Below are 16,575 nucleotides of genomic sequence, written 5' to 3'. Positions count from 1 at the left end.
TACTTCGTACCCGCGTACCCGCCTAGACGCCCTCTTCCGACGCAGTCCTGCGATCACCCCGTCCAGGAGACCCGCACGCCCTTCGTTCCCTTGTACTCGAAGTCCTCCAGCTCAACGTCCCCAAGATCGACCAGAGCACCCAGCGCGTCCTCGACTAATTCCCGGTCTCGTTGAGCGACTCGCTTTTTGAGCTGATTCATCATCATGGGGCTGGTCTTGCGGAGGTGCTTGCGTAGGTTGCCGGCGACTCGCTTGAAGCGGGCCGTATCGACCACCTCGGCCTTGACCAATTCGCGCTCGCCTTCGGTCTGGCCGCGGTGACGATTAAGCTGGGCAGCTTTGAAAGCCACGTCCTTCTGCACTTGTGCGCGCGTGCGGTCACTGACTGTCATCACCATGCCCGCCAGGTCCCAGTCGGATTCGTTGACCGCGTCGGTTCGCCCATCGAGAACCATGAGCGCCGCAGCCACCTTTAATCGAGCTAGGATTGCGTGCCCGTCGAGTCCGTCCCGCGCCCCTCCCCGCAACTTCACGAGGTGCGTACTGTGGATCAGGTTTACAGCGACACTTGGAAGTTGAAGCGCCTGAAGCTCGGAGTGCTTGACCGGATGTTGTAGACCGAGAACGTCAATCTCGATGAGATGGGTGACCTCGCCACCTTCCAGAACCGGCTGCGCCGAAGATGCCGATTCATGAGTAGCTACAACACCCCTAGGCCAACGGTGAAGCGCCAACGTACCGGGGTCGTCCGGGGCTTCATCAGGAGCGTCCGGGTCAGTCGTCGGCATCCACAAGAACCGTTGGGTGGTGCCGCCGTCGCTGTCCTCCAACAACGCGCGGGATCGTCCGGGCTGCACCCCGACCACCATCGTCATCCGGTACCGGTGATCGAGGATCGGAACCGCCTTGTCCGCGGTGGCGTAGCCGAAGCCGAGGCGTTCGCCCATCCACGCCTTCCGAAGCTCCGGCATCAACGTCGAGTTGGAGCGATTGCCGAGGGCTGCGAGGGTGTCGATTTCGGCGACGGAGAACATGACAGAGTTGCGGAGGTTGACTTGTTTGCCGCTGGCTTTGTAGGCGTATTGCTTCGGTATGCCTTCCCCGCTGCCGGGCGTCGCAACGTACACGTCTGGGGTGGTGTCGATAGCGTCGGCAGCGGCACTCTCCGACGAGCCCTTTCCGTCGCCGGACGCAGCAACCAACGCCACGAAGAAATTGAGGCTGGCGTGACTGCCGATCGTAGGAGGCAACACGACCGACGGCGGGACGACCGCAAGCACGCGGGCTAAAACCGCTCCCAGCATCGACCACGGGCCGACTCGACGCGAACGGGCAAACATGCGCAGGTGCTCAAGGGAAGGCCGCGAATCCCAGAAGGCATCCTCATCGACAACCGCATGCGCCGGATCGTCGCGGTTGATCCGAGCTAGCGTCTCATCCGGACTAGCCACTGCCGCTTGTGCTGCGGCCCACTCGGCGGTTCTGCGGAACTCGTTCGGCCCCGGACTAGTCCGACCTCGATTCAACGAGCCGTTCGTCGAGGCGGGGATCGTGAACGCGGCCTCGAAGACGCCCTCTAGCCGGACGTACGCGTCCCGCGCGGGATAGCACCCGACCATCGCCTCGCGGAACGCCATCGGCAGTGCACGAACCAGGGCCTCGTGCCTCGCCATGCCCTTGTCGACATCTTGCTCGAAGACGGTCACGACGCCATCGAGCAGCGACACTCGTTCGCTCTTGTTGTGCTCTTTTAAGAACGCGTCGAGAGCGGCAGATGTCAACGGTGCGACATCCGACGACGGTGCCGCCTTTAAACACGCCCGCAATATGTCGGGCAGAGGTGGGAGCGCGCCGAAGGTCTCCCAGTGGTATTGGCCGCCGACCGGAGCTTTCGGGTGGATCGTGGGTTCACATATCAGCACGCCGTTCCGCCCGCGTACCTCTCCGAAGGGTGCGAACGCTCCGGCTCCGTTGCTGAAGTCGTCTCCTACAGCCATCGCGAACAGGTAGTGCCCACGGTCGGTTCCTCCGGTGCGAGTCTTCTGTACGAGTCCGGTTCGGAGCGCCTTGGCGAGATCGGTAGGCAACCCGTCCAACGAGTCAGCGTCGAGGTCGAAACCAATTGCGCGCGAACGCCCGACGTGTAACGCCACACCTCGATCGGGATCATCTTCCCACCACCTCTCGATCTGATCGAGGTCACGAGAGGACTCCCAGTGCCAGTGGCTACCCACGACGCTGCCGGGCCTTTTGGTTTCAGCCGGGTCCGAGCTGGTTGGTAGTACGTACCAACCCGCCTGAGCCATAGCACGGGCTGCGTCGCGGTTGGTCATCTCAGACAAGTCCCGTGGTACCGACGGCGGCACGTCGGTGAGGAACTCGAACCGGTGGCGTGTGCCGGCTGAAACTTTCAACTTCGAATGCCGAACCGGTGTCGACGCTCGCGTTACGGTAGACTTCACTTAGATTCCTTACGAGACAATGGGATTGAATGTGCGAGTGGGATCGCATGTAGGCAGAACTGAAGGCGGCCAGACCGTAACTCGATCCGGTCTGGCCGCTTTTCTGTCAGCAGTTCTCGTCCGACGGGTAGCCGGCCGCCCGGAACCATCCGTCGTTGACTACGTAGTCGAGCTGACTTGGGTCCCAGCTGAAGTCGCTGTCGAACCCGGCTTTGCAGCTCGAGCAGGTCGGAAAGATATAAACCGTCGCCCCGGCTGAGTAGAGCAGGCCCCACTCCGGTTCCGCGTGCAGCGAGTCGCACCATCGGCACTGCGTGGCGAACCGCTCCATGACCAGCTGAGCTACCCGCTTGCTGGAGTATCCGTAGGTGACCGGAAACGTCGCGGCACTCGGTGCGATGTCGCCCTCATCCGTAAACCGCAATGGGAGGTCCGGGGTAACGAACGGCAGGCCGGGGTCAACGATCACCACGCATCGGCCTGCTTCCCCTCTCGTCGCGAGATCCAGGGATTCCGCGAACGATTGCCGTCCGAGCCGACTACTCAGGTCGTAGACATTGAGTTCGTGACCGCCCTCGTCGTCCTCGAACTCAGGGTCCGGGTACACCGCAGGAAGGCACTTGCCGGACCGCAAGTTCGAGTGGTCGTAGTCCAGCAACGCATTCTTGCCCAGCCACTTCGGCTCGGGGACTGTGGTTTTGATCAGGTGCGCCTCGTCCAGCGCCGCCGCAATCTCCGGGTGGAACCGAGCACCGGGCGAGTACTTCTTGTAACCGATGACGTTCGGACTTTGGTCTCCGTCTGGTCCGGACCACCCGTCGATAACGGGCTTGTCACCATGCACATTGGCTGACTCGAACGCGTCCGCGAGGCGGTCCCTGCGGTGCGGATCGCGCAGCTTCTCGACGTGTGCACGCATCTCGGCGTCGCTCATCGGCGCGCTCACGACGCACGACCGGGGATGTGCCGCGGGATGAAGTCGGCTTCGGCAGTACTCGCGAGCCAGTCGCGGACGCTCTGCTCAGATAGGCGTACACGATTCGCGACCAGGTGCCGGACCATTGCTTTTGAGTAGATAGCGGTTTGGATCGTCCGCTTGGTGACGAAGTCGAGTCCTTGCTCGTGACAGAACGCGACGGCGTCCTCCACCGTCATCGACGGCAACGTCGGATCGGGCCGATTGACGCGGGGTACTTCGACGGGCTTTCCCACTAGAATCTCCTGGTCAGTGAACCAGGGGCGAGACCATGAAATGCGCACGGCACACGGACACGCCCCTTACGGGGGTCACGGCAGCCGGGTTTGACTGCCGATCTTCGTGTCCACTGGCCTGACGGGTGCTTCTAACACTGACAGCCCGCAATCGCGGTGCTCCGTCACTTGCCCCTGCTGGTACGAGTCGTGGAGGGTACTAGCCTCGGATCGCTCGCCTGGCCCAGATGGAGTCAGTGGGACTACTAGAAGCTCGGGCGGGCCGAGCCTCTAGCCGGAACGTTACCCGATCGCTTCCGGACGCGCTAGGTCGGTACTCCGAAAGACGTTGCGCGCCTACCCTACCGGGGCAGCTGACGAAGGTGAGTGGCCATTCGATCTCTACGTCAGACCGTCCACCAAAGCGCCGGGCGTGCATCCGAGGCCATTGGCGATCCGCAGCAAGTTCTCCAGGCGGGGGCTGCGTTGGCCGCGCTCAACCTGGCTCAGATAGGTCCAGTGGACCCCGCACGCCTCTGCCGCGGACTCCTGAGACAGACCCAGCTCGCGACGACGAGCCCGCACTCGCTCGCCGAAAGCCCCGAGGGTTTCGTTGATCGGAGGTTTTGGGTCGGCGTTCGGCATGGCTCGTTAAGCACAACCGTCTACAGTCGATCAATCCAGAGCAGAAACGTCTAGTGCGTAATCGTCTATAGTCTGGACCGGTTGGTCTCAAGACGGGGCCACGGAATCATCTGGAGATGTGATGGACGCTGATGTGATGGCCGCTGAAGCTCTCGGCATGTTCGCGACGTACGTCTTTGTCGCGGTCGTCTGCGGCGCTATCGCGGCGTTCGTCGCTACCGGCAAGAACCGGAGTGGCAGCGGCTTCTTCTTTCTCGGGTTGCTCGGTCCAATCGCGATCATCGCAGCGGTGGTCGCGTCGAAAGGCGAACCGCCTGCACCGAAGGGGATGAAGGTGGTCCACTGCCCCCGGTGCAACGCCCGTCAGAACGTGGACCGTTTCCAAGGTCAGTACGAATGCTGGCAGTGCAAGCTCGTTGTAAACACAGTGCGCGCCTGACTTCAACAGCCGAAAACTCGGTTCGCACTTACCTGAGTGCCGGGGCTACCGCGACCGCACTTTGCGCCCAGCTGTACTGGCTGTGGAGGGCCTGCGGGCTGTCGTACGAGCCGACGCCCTGACGCCGGACTTCGACCGCGCAGAATGGCGCTTCGGCGATGGCCTGCGCGCCTGCGCGGATCGGTAGCCATACGCACCACCGATCGCCCCGCCCGCGAGTGCGCCAACCTTGGGGCCTGCGATGTCTCCGAGAGCCGCGCCGATGAAACCGCCGAACGCGTTGCCTCCGGTCGCGGCCAGCCCGACTGCGCCACCGATGCGCGGTCCGAGCACCTTGCCGACAACCGCCCCCGACGCCGCGCCTGCCGAGGCACCGATGGCCGTTCTCGTCGCGCGGGATCGTGCGCTCGGACCGCCTGACGTCTTGCTCCACCGTCCACCGCTGTCGCGGGGCTGACCCCGGTAGCGGGTTTTGGACCGGAAGTTGCGCCCCGCCATTAGACGGGCCGACCGGGCGTGGCGGCCCGAATCAGCCTGCGGGACTTGCGACTGTTCGGGTCAGACACGGTTTGGCCAGCGACGGTACCGATGTATCGAGTCGTACCGGGCGGCGTCAGTCCCGCGCCGTGCGAGAACTCGGACTTACCCGGTGCGGGTGCATCTTTGCCGCTCTTTCGCCTGGCCATGGCTGGCTACTTCGGGAACGTCGGGACGGTGTACGCGCCGGTCGTGACCTGCGTGACGGCCGCTCCACCCCGGTACCGCACGCCGGTGCCGTAGCCAATCGCATAGATCGAGCCCACGACCGGGTACCGCGAGTCCGAGCCGGGGATCAACCGCAGCCCCTGGTACGCCGGGTTCGCATGGACTCGGAAGCCGATCGGATTGCCCTCAGCATTCGGTCCCGCAGAAGCAACAACGGCCACGTAGCCCTTGGGCACGAAGGCCGACTGAATGACGTATGCCTCGCCGTAGCTTCCGAGGACAGGGAGGTTGTTCCACTTCGCTGGTGCAACGTCTCCGACGATCTGCTCCGCGAGAAGTCGCGGAGGCGCGGAATCGCTTGGTATGAAGTCGAAGTGAGCTTCCACGCCATCTGCACCGGGTTCGCCTGCGCGGAACTGTGCGATGCGCTTCGCTTCCAACGGATTGGCCAGGATGACGAGCTGGCGGCCCGTGTCGTTCGAGAATCCCTTGCGGGTGACTTTGTCCATCAGTGTTTCGACGTCTGACGGATCCAGGATCGCACTGCCTGTAGTGAGGTAGTGGGTGTCCGTTGCCGGGTCGAACTCGTCGCCCAGGTATGGCGGAATGTACATTCCGTCGGCGTTGTAGAGGCCGTAAACCGTGTTGCCCTCGGTGGATTGGCGCTGCTCCGGGTCGAACAGGCGTTTGAGCACAGCCGTCGTTGTAGCTCGGTTCGCACCTTCCAGAACGGAATTGTGGACTGCGGCGACCTGACGAGCGTCTGCGTCGCGAAGGTACTTCCAGGTGTAGCGAGTCGCAATGTCGTAGTCCTCGTAGTCGTATCCAAGCTTGATCACGTCGTTCGGGATGGCGTGGCCCTGCGGCACCCCGAACTCGCTGGCGACCTCGAACTGGGCACCGGCAACGGACTGCGGGACGGCGTCGATCTGCCGCGTGGTCTGGTAGCTCAGGAGCGACGCAAGAGCGCTGCGTTCCTCGTTATAGATGGAAAGTGTCGTGACGAACTCGGCCCAGACCGTGTTGAGGTCTGTGCCGTCCGAGGTATGCGAGACGAGTACGTCACCTTCGATGTTGGTGCCGCGTTCGCCGCCGAAGATCGAGAAGTACGCGGGATCGGCCATAGCTGTCCGCAGCGCTGGGTCGAGAGCAGTGGTCTTCATGAGTGTTTCCTTCAGGAATGGAGTGGAGCCGAGGTCGGCAGGGGAGGGGTGCGCGTCTTGCGCAGACGGCGACCAAATCGCCAGCGGACTTCCAGTCCATTCGGGTGGGCCTCTGGCCCGTGAATCCGTGTTCACCGGGAGCGCTCTCCGAGCGGCTTCACCGGCTTACGAGAGCGACCCTACGCGACTCCCGCGACGGAGGTCTAGGGCCGTGAAAAGGCCGTGAGATGCGGGAGTACTCGATCGAAACCGGTCGGAACTCGGCGCGTACTCGGTCGGTCTAAAGACGCTGCGCTACAGCTTGATTGACCTTGACAAGGTCAAATACCGCGAGGTCGAGGGAGCGCACGAAAAGCGGGTCGGGAGTACTTAAAATCCGTCAAGTGTCGGTTCGAGTCCGACTGGGGGCACTGGAGTCCATATGGATCCAGATTTCTGGACCAGGACAGTGCTTTTCGGGTGGTAGCGTGGACTTCGACGGCCTGCCACGGATTTGAGTGGACAACCGAGACAGCGGATTTCGGATCCGCGCGGGATGTAGTTTCTCCGTAGTTGTATCCTCGCATCCATGCAGCTCAGGGCTGGGTTTCGTGTCGAATGGTCGTCTCTGCGGGTGGCTCGTTGTCACGCGGCTGTCACAACTGGGGCTGCTGACCTCGTCGACCCCCGCGACCTCTCAGCTTTTCTTGTTGAAGAGTTTGTGCTGAAACAGGTTTCGCAAGTAGGCAGGCAATGCGACAAGAGCTACGCCTTCGGCGAAGCATTCTCGGATGTCCCCAACGTAAATTGCATTTTCCGCACCGTCTACCGAAGAACGCCAGCTCAGCACAGTTTTGCTCTGCAGACGAGTCGGCGACCTGCGATACCCTGGTCGTATGGACTTCCGACCAGGCCGCGCACCTGCGAGAACCACCGTTGCGGGCATCGCCGACGCGGTCAGACCGGTCGCTGTCGAGCAGGAGATCCCGCCGGCCGTCGCGAAGCGCATCGCGAGCGCAGTGCAGTCGTCCCGGTCCGAGGGAACGCGCAAGACGTATGCGGCCGCGTGGAGACGCTTCACCAACTGGTGCGCGGCAAACGGTCACGTGACGCTTCCGGCACACCCGATCTTCATCGCTGCATACCTGGTCGACGAGGCCGACACCCGCAACGAAACAGGGGAGCGGGCTTACGCCGTCGCTACCTTCGGTACCTGGATTGCCGCGATCAACCATCAGCACCGCACCACCGGGCATCTGTCGCCGTCTGCGCACGAGTTGGTCATTGCGACCTTGTCTGGGATTCGGCGCGAGTATGCCGCTACGGGGGACCGACCCCGCACATCACGGGATCCGCTGCTCGTCGATGACATCAAACTTCTCGTGCAGATCGCGCGCGAAGAGTGCCGCGGGTGGGCCGACGAGGTCTTGGAGCGCCGGGACTCGGCCATCCTGTTACTTGGGTTCGCCGGTGCCTACCGCCGAAGCGGGCTGTCGGAGCTCGTGTGCGGAGACGTCGCCGTGCATCGGCACGGCGGCCTTGCACATACGACTGAGGAAGTCGAAGACCGACCAGGAAGGCAGGGAAGTGGTGAAAGGTCTGCTGTACAACGAGTCTCACGAGACCTGCTCGCCCTGCGCGTACGTCCGCTGGGTGCAGGTGGTCGCCGCGTTCAATGTTTGGTGGCAGGCCTTCGATGATCCGGCTACTCCGTAAGCGGGAACCGTTCATCGAGCACGTGTGCCGCGGGGGAGTTCCCCGCACCGCCGCTCGCGCGCCATTGTTTCGCGCAATCGCGCCCGAAAGTCGGGGTGCTGCTCTTCTCGCAATACGCCGAGGTTCACTGGGCCCGAACGCTTCTCGGGGTGGGGACCAGTGGCGTGGGATATCTACTGAAGGATCGAGTGGCCGATGTCAGTGGGTTCATCGACTCGCTTCATCAAATTGCTGCGGGCAACGTCGTACTCGACCCCGAGGTCGCCGCCGCTCTGGTCGGTGCCTCACCTTCCGGCCGTACCGACCTTGCGACACTGTCACCTCGCGAGCGAGACGTTCTGCGGCTCATGGCAGAAGGCCGGTCCAACACTGCGATCGCGAGTACGTTGTTCCTCTCCAACGGCACGGTCGAGAAGCACATCACCACGTTGTTCAACAAGCTCGGCTTGGAAACGTCGCCGTCGGACCAACGACGAGTTCTCGCGGTACTCCGCCACCTGTCCGCCTGAATTGCGCATGCCAGCCAGTCACGAAGATATCTGCTGGTGCGTGCGGAGCTCTTGACCGGGCACTACCTGTCGGAGGCTCTCATCTGACCAAATGCCTCAAGTTATTGTGAGTCACGTTCGCACCCTCGACCGCGAGAATTTGATCTCGGTGACCCTGACACCCCCACCGGCCAAGTATGGCGTCACGCATTGGAGTTCGAGATTGCTCGCCGATCACTTGAAGATCGGGCACGCCACCGTCGCTCGCGTGTGGCCTGTGCACGGCGTTCAGTCATGGCGTAGTGAAACATTCAAGTTCTCGACCGATCCGGAGTTGGCCGCGAAAGTCACCGACATCGTCGGCCTCTATCTCCAACCGCCGGAGAACGCGATCGTGTTGTCCGTGGACCAAAAGTCGCAGATTCAGGCATTGGACCGCACCGCGCCGACGTTGCCGATGCAGATCGGGATATACCGGAGCGACAGACCCACAACTACGTCCGCAACAGCACGACAACACTGTTCGCGGCACTTGAGATGGCGACCGCTAAGGTCACCGCAATCTGTTAACCTCGTCAAGACTGTGCGCCTGATGATCTGCATGCCGAGGTGTTTCTCGAAGTTCCCCTGGCGTCCGACATCCCCGATAAGGTGTACGCCCCAAAGTCCGCGCAGATTTATTGGATCGTTCGTGATGACCCGAGCGAAGTACCCGGGACCAAACTGCTGGGGGAGATGAAGGATGTGCCCCTTCCTCGACGGAGGTCCTACACCTGGGTCGCCGGTGAACACAAGTCACCGACCGGACTGCGGCGACATCTGGTCAAACGATCGAGGAATCCTCAAGTACGACATCACTTTCGGCGGGTATTGGCCGTACGGCAAAAGCAGCTCGGGCTGATCCGGCCGCGACGAGCAGAACGGTCCGTGTGGTCCGTGATTGCTTGGCCAATGAAATAGGTGGTTCGGATGAACAAACCTGACCTCGTGCTTCAACGCCGGTCGGTAGGCGAGGTGTGTCGAACATAAGAATTTTGCTCTGAGACGAGCGAAGTCGACTAGTGAAAGGCGCATTTATTCATCTAGACGAGCGCCCTTCCTGGTGAGCGAGTCCACGTCGTCGCACCCCATGCTGTCCCTCGATTCCAGGCGCTACCCGCGCCCGCCTGGCTGCACTTCACTAAACCCGACGACCCGACAGACCCCCTAGCTCGGGCCGTGGATCGGAGCGCTGCCGATCGATACCGGTTGCGCCATCATGCGGTCAACCGGCACGAACGACGATCTCGACCTGCTCGGGGCGCATCCGGGGATAGATCTCGAGATCAACGGCATCGGGTGTTATTTTTTCAGCCCGAGACCGGACAGTTATTTTCTGTACTGTGGTCCGCGGTCGCGCGAATACGGTGATCCCCATGACACAGACATCACGGTTACCCTGCATCAGGGCGGTACCTATTTCGGAGGCGGACACCATGAACATGTTGCAAAAATCGGCGCTAGCGTTCAATAAAGTCTTTGTGGCGGTGATGAATGCACCTGTGCTCGGCAAGGTAGTCGGGCGTGGGATGGGCATCTTGACCTATACGGGCCGAAGGTCCGGTAAGAAAATCTCACTGCCCGTCGCCTTCAAAAGGAAAGGTAAAGACCTGGAGGTCAGGGTGGTGGTGCCGGATCAGAAGAACTGGTGGCGGAACTTCATCAACGAGGGCGGTCGCGTCGATGTCGAACGTGGCGGCGTTCATCAGACAGGCATCGCGACGGCATCCCGTGACGACCATGGCCGAGTGTTCGTCGACATCGCCCTGGATCGCTGACCCGCGCAGCCGAACCGACGGCATTTTCGGTGCGCCATACCTGGCTCCTCCCGCGGGCCTATTCACAGTTCTGCTGCTAGCACAGGGTTTTGTCGGTCACCTGATCTGGCAGGCTCGAGGAGTTCGGTTTGCATTTCTCTGACTGCCTCGGGCTCGGTCTGCACGAGCGTCCGAACATTTCGCGATTGAAATCGAAGCGCGATCCCGCTGGTTGACGACTTAGGTGGTCTTTGCTACGAGAACGTACTACCCTGCGGCTCAGGGTGTTTCAATCGCGAGGATCGAGAAGAAAGTCACAGTCACCGATTACGGCAACGAATCCTTTACGCGCTTCCCGGCGCAGCAGCTCTTTGTGGCGAATCAGTATCGACACCCAGCTACATCACCACTGTTCGACCCATCCATGAAGGAGATCTTTCATCACTAACGACCGCATTACCCGTACACCCGCGCCAACAGTCCCGGGCATCTCCGGCAGTGTCAAGGTGGCGGCCGGTGATCTCCTGTTCGTGTCGGGCGTCGTCGGTTTCGAGGAGGACGGGTCGGTTCCCAGCGACTTCGCCCGCGCCGCAGAGCTGACCCTGCGGGAGTTGGAGCGCGCGTTGAGAGCCGGCGGTGCCACTTTCTCGAGCCTTGTTCGAATGAACATCTACGTCGCCGGACTGGACAAAGAGAAACTGCAGACATACCGACGAGTCCGTGATGAATTCATCGACACGAATAATATTCCGGCAAGCACGTTGATCGGCGTCGCCGCGCTCTTCAATGACTCGACCATTGAAATCGACGCTATCGCGGCGAACTGATTTAACGCTCGGGCTTTAGTATTGGTCAGGGCCTCACGTCTGATGACGCGGGGACCGGACCTTTTTGCTGCGAATTATATGGTGGAACCCATTTCGGCTGTAACGCATCTCGGCCGAAGATTTCGATGCCAATCTCCATGCGACTTGAACCAGATTTCTCCGCTCTTTGGTTTGACCTGCGACAAGCCATAACCTAGACCGGGGCGGCGTGTTGTTGTTCGGATGCGATCAAAAACCCACGAACGTTCACAGGAGCCACCCCGACTGAGCTGCATCAGCGCTGCCCGGAGCTCGAGCCCGTAACCCCCTTCAGCGTGAGGTTGTCATGGCAAGGACATTCGACCACGCGGTTTTTCGCGCCGAGATGGTCGATGCGGCCGTTGGCGCGCCGAGGTGTGCACGGCGGCAGTGGCTCATCGAGCGGGGTTAGGAATGGCCCTGGACTCGTCCGCACCTTCGCACGTGCGCAGGAGTACCGTCTGACTCGACCCTGACTCGATGAGCACGCCGCCGACCGGCCTACGCCGTTCGTGAGCTGGTCACAGCTAACCTTCACCGCCGTGAAGTGGCGGGGCCGGGATGGACATGCTGTGGTGTCGACAGCGAATGCGGACAACGAGTCGCCCGAGGACCTGACTCCACTTCCGAGCATGGACATGCGTATCGAGCCGTCTCCGACGACTGAAGGCTCGGCCTTGATCTTGAGTGCTCGGTTCTTCTACGTCACCGTTGCGGTGGTCGCACTCTCAGCGGTGGCGTGGGTGGCGTGGGCGATGATCTGAACGGCCCGATATCGGTGTGGACTCCGACAGCCGAGGAAACTTGAGGAGACAGTGCTTACTTACACGGCCAATCTCCCGTTGTGAACGCAAAACTGTGAGTGAGAATGTCGTCGACACGGCGACCACAGGTGAGGCAATGACGCGCATCTTCTCCTACTGCACCACCTGCGGATGGGAAGGCCTGGGCGTGCGGTCACTCTGACGACGCTGACCGGCCAGGCCTCGACGTCCGGGATGCGCGAGCAGAGGTCTGAGCAGGACGGTCGGTGGGAACAATCATCGATAGCTGCGCCCGGAACATCGCTTCGCAAGGTAGCTCGTGCCGAGCCCGTCATTCCCACCGAACCCGCCACACGGATTGCAGCGCAACGGAAACGGACGGTAGGTCCGCCCGGAATCGCGTCCAGGCTGCGGTGTCGCGACGACCAAGTGGTAGGACCTGTTTCCTGGAAACTTCCACGATCCCGGCGGCGACATACCCACTGCCGAGTGGAAGCCGCTCCACTCCACCGCAGAGAATGCTCAACGAAGGTGCCTTTCGAGTCCGGAATGCATGGTCGATGCCCGTATCGCGACCGTGGTCAACGCCGTCAGGCTCGTGATCGTCATCGTGCGTCCCGATTGTATTCACGGGAGCCGTGCCCGCCCATGGTCCCGACGCGAGATCGCGCTTGACAGCAAGCCGAGGGTCACCTAACTTGTTCACTGTACAAGTCAAGCGGAGCAAGATTCGGGACTAGTCAGCGTCCGCTGCGATGATCGGGGCAACGTCCTGAGTGCAGATGAGGGTCGCGGTCAGGTTTTGTTGAAGCGCAGAACGCATTCATCCGTTTGCGGATCCTTTTCTACTTCTTCGAGTGACGCTGTTCGCATATTTTGGGTGGCTCATAGAGGTCTGGCGTCGATTTCGCGATATTTATACGACTGATTCCAATCATGTGAATACAGCGCATAGGTGGTAAATCTGCCTTTCGGGAAGAAAGCTGGTGGTCTTGAAATGCTTCGTTCGAACGATTTCCTGTTCGTAGTCTGTCGACGGCGTTCTCACGGACGTAGTGTGTCGTCTGATGTGTGAGACTGCAGTGCAGCGAGACCGCCACGCAGAGGGGCTTCATGCTCTCAACTCGGATGTCGTTGTTGCGCAGGCGCTTGGCAAGCGGTACCCGGACGGTGGCGGGACAGAATCCTGGGCCATCGAGAACTTGTCGTTCAGTGTGGCTGCCGGCAGTCTCACCGCCATTGTCGGGCCCTCCGGCGTAGGAAAGACGACGCTATTGCAGCTTCTTGCCGGGCTGGTTCGGCCAAGCAGTGGTTCTGTCGTCGTGGGGGGAATCGACGTGTCCACACTCGGTGATCGCAAGTTGACCAGGCTTCGTCGCGAGAAGATCGGTTTCGTCTTTCAGACTTTGCAGCTTTTGCCCGACATCACTGCCGAGGAGAACATCACCCTGCCGGTTCGCCTGGGTAGAAGAACAGTCGACATCGTCGAATTGGACGAGTTGGCCCAGCTTCTCGATATCGACATCTGCCTGCGAAAGTCGACCGGGGATTTGTCTGGCGGGCAACAGCAGCGAGTCGCTGTCGCGAGAGCGCTGTTCAGCAGGCCGGACGTTGTGCTCGCAGACGAACCTACAGGTGCCCTGGATCGCGCTGCGGCGGAGAGAGTCATGGGGCTCTTCAGGCTCGCAGCGGATCATCGGGGGCAGACGGTGCTCGTCGTCACCCACGACGACCGCGTCCTCCCGTGGTGCGATCGTGTTCTGACAATGGAGCGCGGACATGGAATGACGGAGTTCATTGCGTGAGGCGACTGCGGGGTCCGAGGGCAACATGGTTGCTGCACAGTGCGATTCGAGACCGAAGTAGCCGCAAGACTGGCCTGCTGCTGTGCGTCGTTCTGTCAGCCGCAGCCTTGTCGCTGACAACCGTGGTCGGGTCGAGCGTATCGTACGGCATTGCGCGGGGAATAGAAGCTCAGTACCTGAACACGGACATCATCGTGCGAACCGAGGCCGCAAGCGCGACGGTCCAGAATGCAGGCGCGAATGTCGAGCCCGGCATCTCGGCGTCGGAGCGCGATGAGATCGGCAACCTCCGAGAGGTGCAGGCTGTCGGAGGGAGCGTGCGAGCGCGCGCGGCACTGCGGATCGACGGCCGAACCGAGTCGATCGATCTGGAATCAGCGCCGACGGCCGAAGAGATGGTCTGGCAACGAATCTCGGAGGGCCGAGCGCCGATGGCCGGTGCCGAACTGGCATTGACGGGAACTGCGATGCGCTCGCTGCATCTTTCGATCGGAGACGTCGTCGCCATGTCGCGACCCGGTGGCGCGACGACCACAATGCGGATAGTGGGTGTCGTCGACGTGGGCGCGTCCGTCGACCATAACGCCATCCCCTACGGCATCGTCACCCTCGATACCGCCAGAGCCTTTGCGGGGGTCACCGGCTTCACAGATCTGCGGATCGAACTGATGGATACACCGACCGAGATCGTTCAGGTCTTGTCTGCAATCGGGGCGATCACACCGCAGGCGTGGCCGCAGACAACTCAGATACTCGTTTCGTCTGCCAAGGAGGTGTACGGATCGGAAGTGGCGGCGCTCAGGGCAACGACCGCGGTGTTGGCAATTGTCGTCGCAGTTATCTCGATCGTGGTGATATCGACTGTTGTGATGGCATCTGTGCCGGCTCGCCGTAGGCGCGCAGAAATGTTGAGAATCATCGGAGCCACACGTGGTCAGGTGCGCGCGGCGATTCTCGCCGAGACAACGTCGATCGGTGTGGTGGGAGGTGCGGTCGGCTTGGTCGTCGGCGTGGTTCTGGCGATCGCGGTGGTGCCGATGATCGGATACATACCAGGCGCTCCGGGCTTCGGGCTTTCCGACGTTCGGATCGACTGGACGCTACTCGCCCTCGTGCCCATCGGATACGCAGTGGTCGGATTTCTAGGGGGAGCGTGCCCGTCGTGGGTCTGTACCCGCGGCACACCATCTGTGGGTGACTCGAAGATGCGCGTGGGGAACATTTGGGCCGTGCGTTTTCGTCGAGGCATGTTGCCTGTACTGATCGCCTTCCTTTGGGCGGTTGCGCTTGCGTCCACAATACTCTGGACGACCCCACCCTGGACTACTCTCCTCGTCCACGCGCTGCTTATCGCTGCAGTCGTCGGCTCGACGCCTGCCTTCTATTCGCAGCTGGGCAAAGCGACGTCCTGGGCCGCCGGTCGGGCACGCTGGCCGTTGATCGAAATCGCAGGCGGTCGAATGCACCGAAACCCGCTCGTAGCCAGTAACTTCGGTCTTCCCGTGATCTGCGCGACCGCGTTGTTGATGATGGTATGGGTCGCTTTTTCTTCGCTCGATCAGACGTTCACCCGGCCGGATACATCCGAAATCGTCGCCGACGCAATGGTAGCCGCGACTGCCGCGGACGGTACCGTCGATCAGCAGACCGTCGACAAGCTCGTGGGCTTACCTGCAGTCGCCGCCTCCGTTGCTATTCGAACGATCGACAAGGCCGAATTGTCAGGTGACGAAGCAACAGCAGCGACGACGGTGCTCCAAAATATCGACGTCGCAGCGGTGCCCGAACTGAACACGGTCACCAACGGTCGATTCTCGATCGGTTGGGCACGCCCGGACACGATCTATCTCGCTGCATCGTCCCACCCGGCTTTCGCCGATGGTCAATACATAGAGTTGACGCCGCCTGGAGGGTCCACGCGATCCATCCGCGTCCAGTACGTCGACGGATTGCCATTCGAAGCCTTCCTCACGCCCGAGGCGGCAGGTCCTTCCGCCGACAACGCAGCAATCTCCGGGCTGTGGTTACACATCCACGACGACGTCGATCCGGCGGATGCTATTTCGCTCATCGACGCCACAGCGCTGTTGGGAGGCGATTATCAGGTACGCGGGACCTTGGGCGACTCGGCTCGTCTTGTCCTATTGACACATCTGGCAAGGGATTTGGCACTTGCAGTGTGCGGTTTAGGTCTAGGGCTGGCACTGACCGGCGTCACCCTCACTGGAGCAGCGACTGTCCGGACGAGACTCGACGAAGTGGTGCTCTTGCGGGTGGTGGGAGCCGAGGGTTCCTCGGTGCGCCACATGGTGATCGCCGAATCGCTACTCGTCACCCTCGCGGCAGCAGTAGGGGGATCTGTCCTCGGCATGATCGCCGCGAGCGCAGCTGTCGAAGCTCTCGACAGTGGCACTGGCCTCGGCTCGACAGCAACGGTACCGATTGCATTCGCCGCGGTTACGTGGGTGGCCGCGCTTGGTGTTGCGCGCTTGTCGATGGTCGGAGTGACTGACCTACTTTCTGGCATTCGGCCTGCATCTGCTTTTCACCGGACTCTATTGAAGTGAGGTTCTCCAG

At 61.5% G+C, this 16,575-nt stretch carries 15 protein-coding genes and 1 pseudogene; 10 read left to right on the top strand and 6 right to left on the bottom strand.

The genetic code is table 11. The features are described 5' to 3' along the window. Positions 1 to 53 precede the first annotated feature (53 nt). From O4220_RS13385 to O4220_RS13370, 4 genes are all read right to left on the bottom strand, one after another. Positions 54 to 2,306 carry a bifunctional DNA primase/polymerase gene (locus tag O4220_RS13385; protein ID WP_269605403.1) on the bottom strand — a complete coding sequence of 751 codons (2,253 nt, stop codon included), beginning with the start codon at positions 2,304 to 2,306 and terminating at the stop codon, positions 54 to 56. A 262-nt stretch (positions 2,307 to 2,568) separates the two neighbouring features. Then, positions 2,569 to 3,396, bottom strand: coding sequence for a hypothetical protein (locus O4220_RS13380; protein WP_269604909.1), 828 nt, complete (start codon positions 3,394 to 3,396; stop codon positions 2,569 to 2,571). Positions 3,397 to 3,404: 8 nt separating this feature from the next. Next, positions 3,405 to 3,674: a hypothetical protein gene (locus tag O4220_RS13375; RefSeq protein WP_269604907.1), complete on the bottom strand. Its 270-nt coding sequence runs from the start codon at positions 3,672 to 3,674 to the stop codon at positions 3,405 to 3,407. Positions 3,675 to 4,055: 381 nt separating this feature from the next. Next, a complete protein-coding gene (locus O4220_RS13370) occupies positions 4,056 to 4,298 on the bottom strand; it encodes a helix-turn-helix domain-containing protein (protein ID WP_269604905.1) in 243 nt (80 codons plus the stop codon). 121 nt (positions 4,299 to 4,419) lie between these two features. Here O4220_RS13370 and O4220_RS13365 point away from each other — a divergent pair, with 121 nt between their 5' ends. After that, positions 4,420 to 4,737: a hypothetical protein gene (locus O4220_RS13365; protein ID WP_269604903.1), complete on the top strand. Its 318-nt coding sequence runs from the start codon at positions 4,420 to 4,422 to the stop codon at positions 4,735 to 4,737. 45 nt (positions 4,738 to 4,782) lie between these two features. Here the strand turns inward: O4220_RS13365 and O4220_RS13360 are convergent, their stop codons facing one another. Then, complete coding sequence (locus O4220_RS13360; protein WP_269604901.1) at positions 4,783 to 5,235, bottom strand: hypothetical protein; 453 nt, start codon at positions 5,233 to 5,235, stop codon at positions 4,783 to 4,785. Between the two features lie 194 nt (positions 5,236 to 5,429). Beyond that, entirely contained in the window at positions 5,430 to 6,605 is a 1,176-nt protein-coding gene (locus O4220_RS13355) for a hypothetical protein (RefSeq protein WP_269604899.1), read from the bottom strand. A gap of 875 nt (positions 6,606 to 7,480) precedes the next feature. Here O4220_RS13355 and O4220_RS13350 point away from each other — a divergent pair. The 9 genes and pseudogenes from O4220_RS13350 to O4220_RS13315 all read left to right on the top strand — a co-directional run bounded on the left by O4220_RS13350 (position 7,481) and on the right by O4220_RS13315 (position 16,565). Next, positions 7,481 to 8,284, top strand: a complete 804-nt coding sequence (locus O4220_RS13350) for a hypothetical protein (protein ID WP_420030385.1) — start codon at positions 7,481 to 7,483, stop codon at positions 8,282 to 8,284. A 180-nt stretch (positions 8,285 to 8,464) separates the two neighbouring features. Continuing rightward, positions 8,465 to 8,809, top strand: a complete 345-nt coding sequence (locus O4220_RS13345) for a LuxR C-terminal-related transcriptional regulator (RefSeq protein WP_269604897.1) — start codon at positions 8,465 to 8,467, stop codon at positions 8,807 to 8,809. Positions 8,810 to 8,960: 151 nt separating this feature from the next. Continuing rightward, positions 8,961 to 9,355: pseudogene (locus O4220_RS13340) on the top strand (IS630 family transposase); the annotation flags it as partial. A gap of 30 nt (positions 9,356 to 9,385) precedes the next feature. Then, complete coding sequence (locus O4220_RS27930; RefSeq protein WP_420030394.1) at positions 9,386 to 9,748, top strand: SIP domain-containing protein; 363 nt, start codon at positions 9,386 to 9,388, stop codon at positions 9,746 to 9,748. Positions 9,749 to 10,263: 515 nt separating this feature from the next. After that, the gene (locus O4220_RS13335; protein ID WP_269604895.1) at positions 10,264 to 10,605 is read left to right on the top strand and encodes a nitroreductase/quinone reductase family protein; all 342 of its coding nucleotides are present in this window, start codon (positions 10,264 to 10,266) and stop codon (positions 10,603 to 10,605) included. 485 nt (positions 10,606 to 11,090) lie between these two features. After that, positions 11,091 to 11,411 carry a RidA family protein gene (locus O4220_RS13330; RefSeq protein ID WP_269604893.1) on the top strand — a complete coding sequence of 107 codons (321 nt, stop codon included), beginning with the start codon at positions 11,091 to 11,093 and terminating at the stop codon, positions 11,409 to 11,411. Between the two features lie 560 nt (positions 11,412 to 11,971). Next, positions 11,972 to 12,193 (top strand): hypothetical protein, encoded by a 222-nt coding sequence (locus tag O4220_RS13325; RefSeq protein ID WP_269604891.1) that lies wholly within the window; start codon positions 11,972 to 11,974, stop codon positions 12,191 to 12,193. A 1,067-nt stretch (positions 12,194 to 13,260) separates the two neighbouring features. Continuing rightward, positions 13,261 to 13,998 carry an ABC transporter ATP-binding protein gene (locus O4220_RS13320; RefSeq protein WP_269604890.1) on the top strand — a complete coding sequence of 246 codons (738 nt, stop codon included), beginning with the start codon at positions 13,261 to 13,263 and terminating at the stop codon, positions 13,996 to 13,998. Continuing rightward, the gene (locus tag O4220_RS13315) at positions 13,995 to 16,565 is read left to right on the top strand and encodes an ABC transporter permease (protein WP_269604888.1); all 2,571 of its coding nucleotides are present in this window, start codon (positions 13,995 to 13,997) and stop codon (positions 16,563 to 16,565) included. The genes O4220_RS13320 and O4220_RS13315 overlap by 4 nt, the downstream gene beginning before the upstream one ends. Positions 16,566 to 16,575: the final 10 nt, after the last annotated feature.

Source organism: Rhodococcus ruber (assembly GCF_027270735.1).
Taxonomy (GTDB): domain Bacteria; phylum Actinomycetota; class Actinomycetes; order Mycobacteriales; family Mycobacteriaceae; genus Rhodococcoides; species Rhodococcoides rubrum_A.
The sequence above is the reverse complement of the archived record's forward strand: the minus strand, read 5'-3'. Positions and strand labels throughout refer to the sequence as shown.

Bases quoted from the DNA above. Each gene is read 5' to 3' on its own strand.
- O4220_RS13385 (WP_269605403.1), bottom strand. From the start codon at position 2,306: ATGGCTCAGGCGGGTTGGTACGTACTACCAACCAGCTCGGACCCGGCT.
- O4220_RS13380 (WP_269604909.1), bottom strand. From the start codon at position 3,396: ATGAGCGACGCCGAGATGCGTGCACACGTCGAGAAGCTGCGCGATCCG.
- O4220_RS13370 (WP_269604905.1), bottom strand. From the start codon at position 4,298: ATGCCGAACGCCGACCCAAAACCTCCGATCAACGAAACCCTCGGGGCT.
- O4220_RS13365 (WP_269604903.1), top strand. From the start codon at position 4,420: ATGGACGCTGATGTGATGGCCGCTGAAGCTCTCGGCATGTTCGCGACG.
- O4220_RS13360 (WP_269604901.1), bottom strand. From the start codon at position 5,235: ATGGCGGGGCGCAACTTCCGGTCCAAAACCCGCTACCGGGGTCAGCCC.
- O4220_RS13355 (WP_269604899.1), bottom strand. From the start codon at position 6,605: ATGAAGACCACTGCTCTCGACCCAGCGCTGCGGACAGCTATGGCCGAT.
- O4220_RS13350 (WP_420030385.1), top strand. From the start codon at position 7,481: ATGGACTTCCGACCAGGCCGCGCACCTGCGAGAACCACCGTTGCGGGC.
- O4220_RS13335 (WP_269604895.1), top strand. From the start codon at position 10,264: ATGAACATGTTGCAAAAATCGGCGCTAGCGTTCAATAAAGTCTTTGTG.
- O4220_RS13320 (WP_269604890.1), top strand. From the start codon at position 13,261: ATGTGTGAGACTGCAGTGCAGCGAGACCGCCACGCAGAGGGGCTTCAT.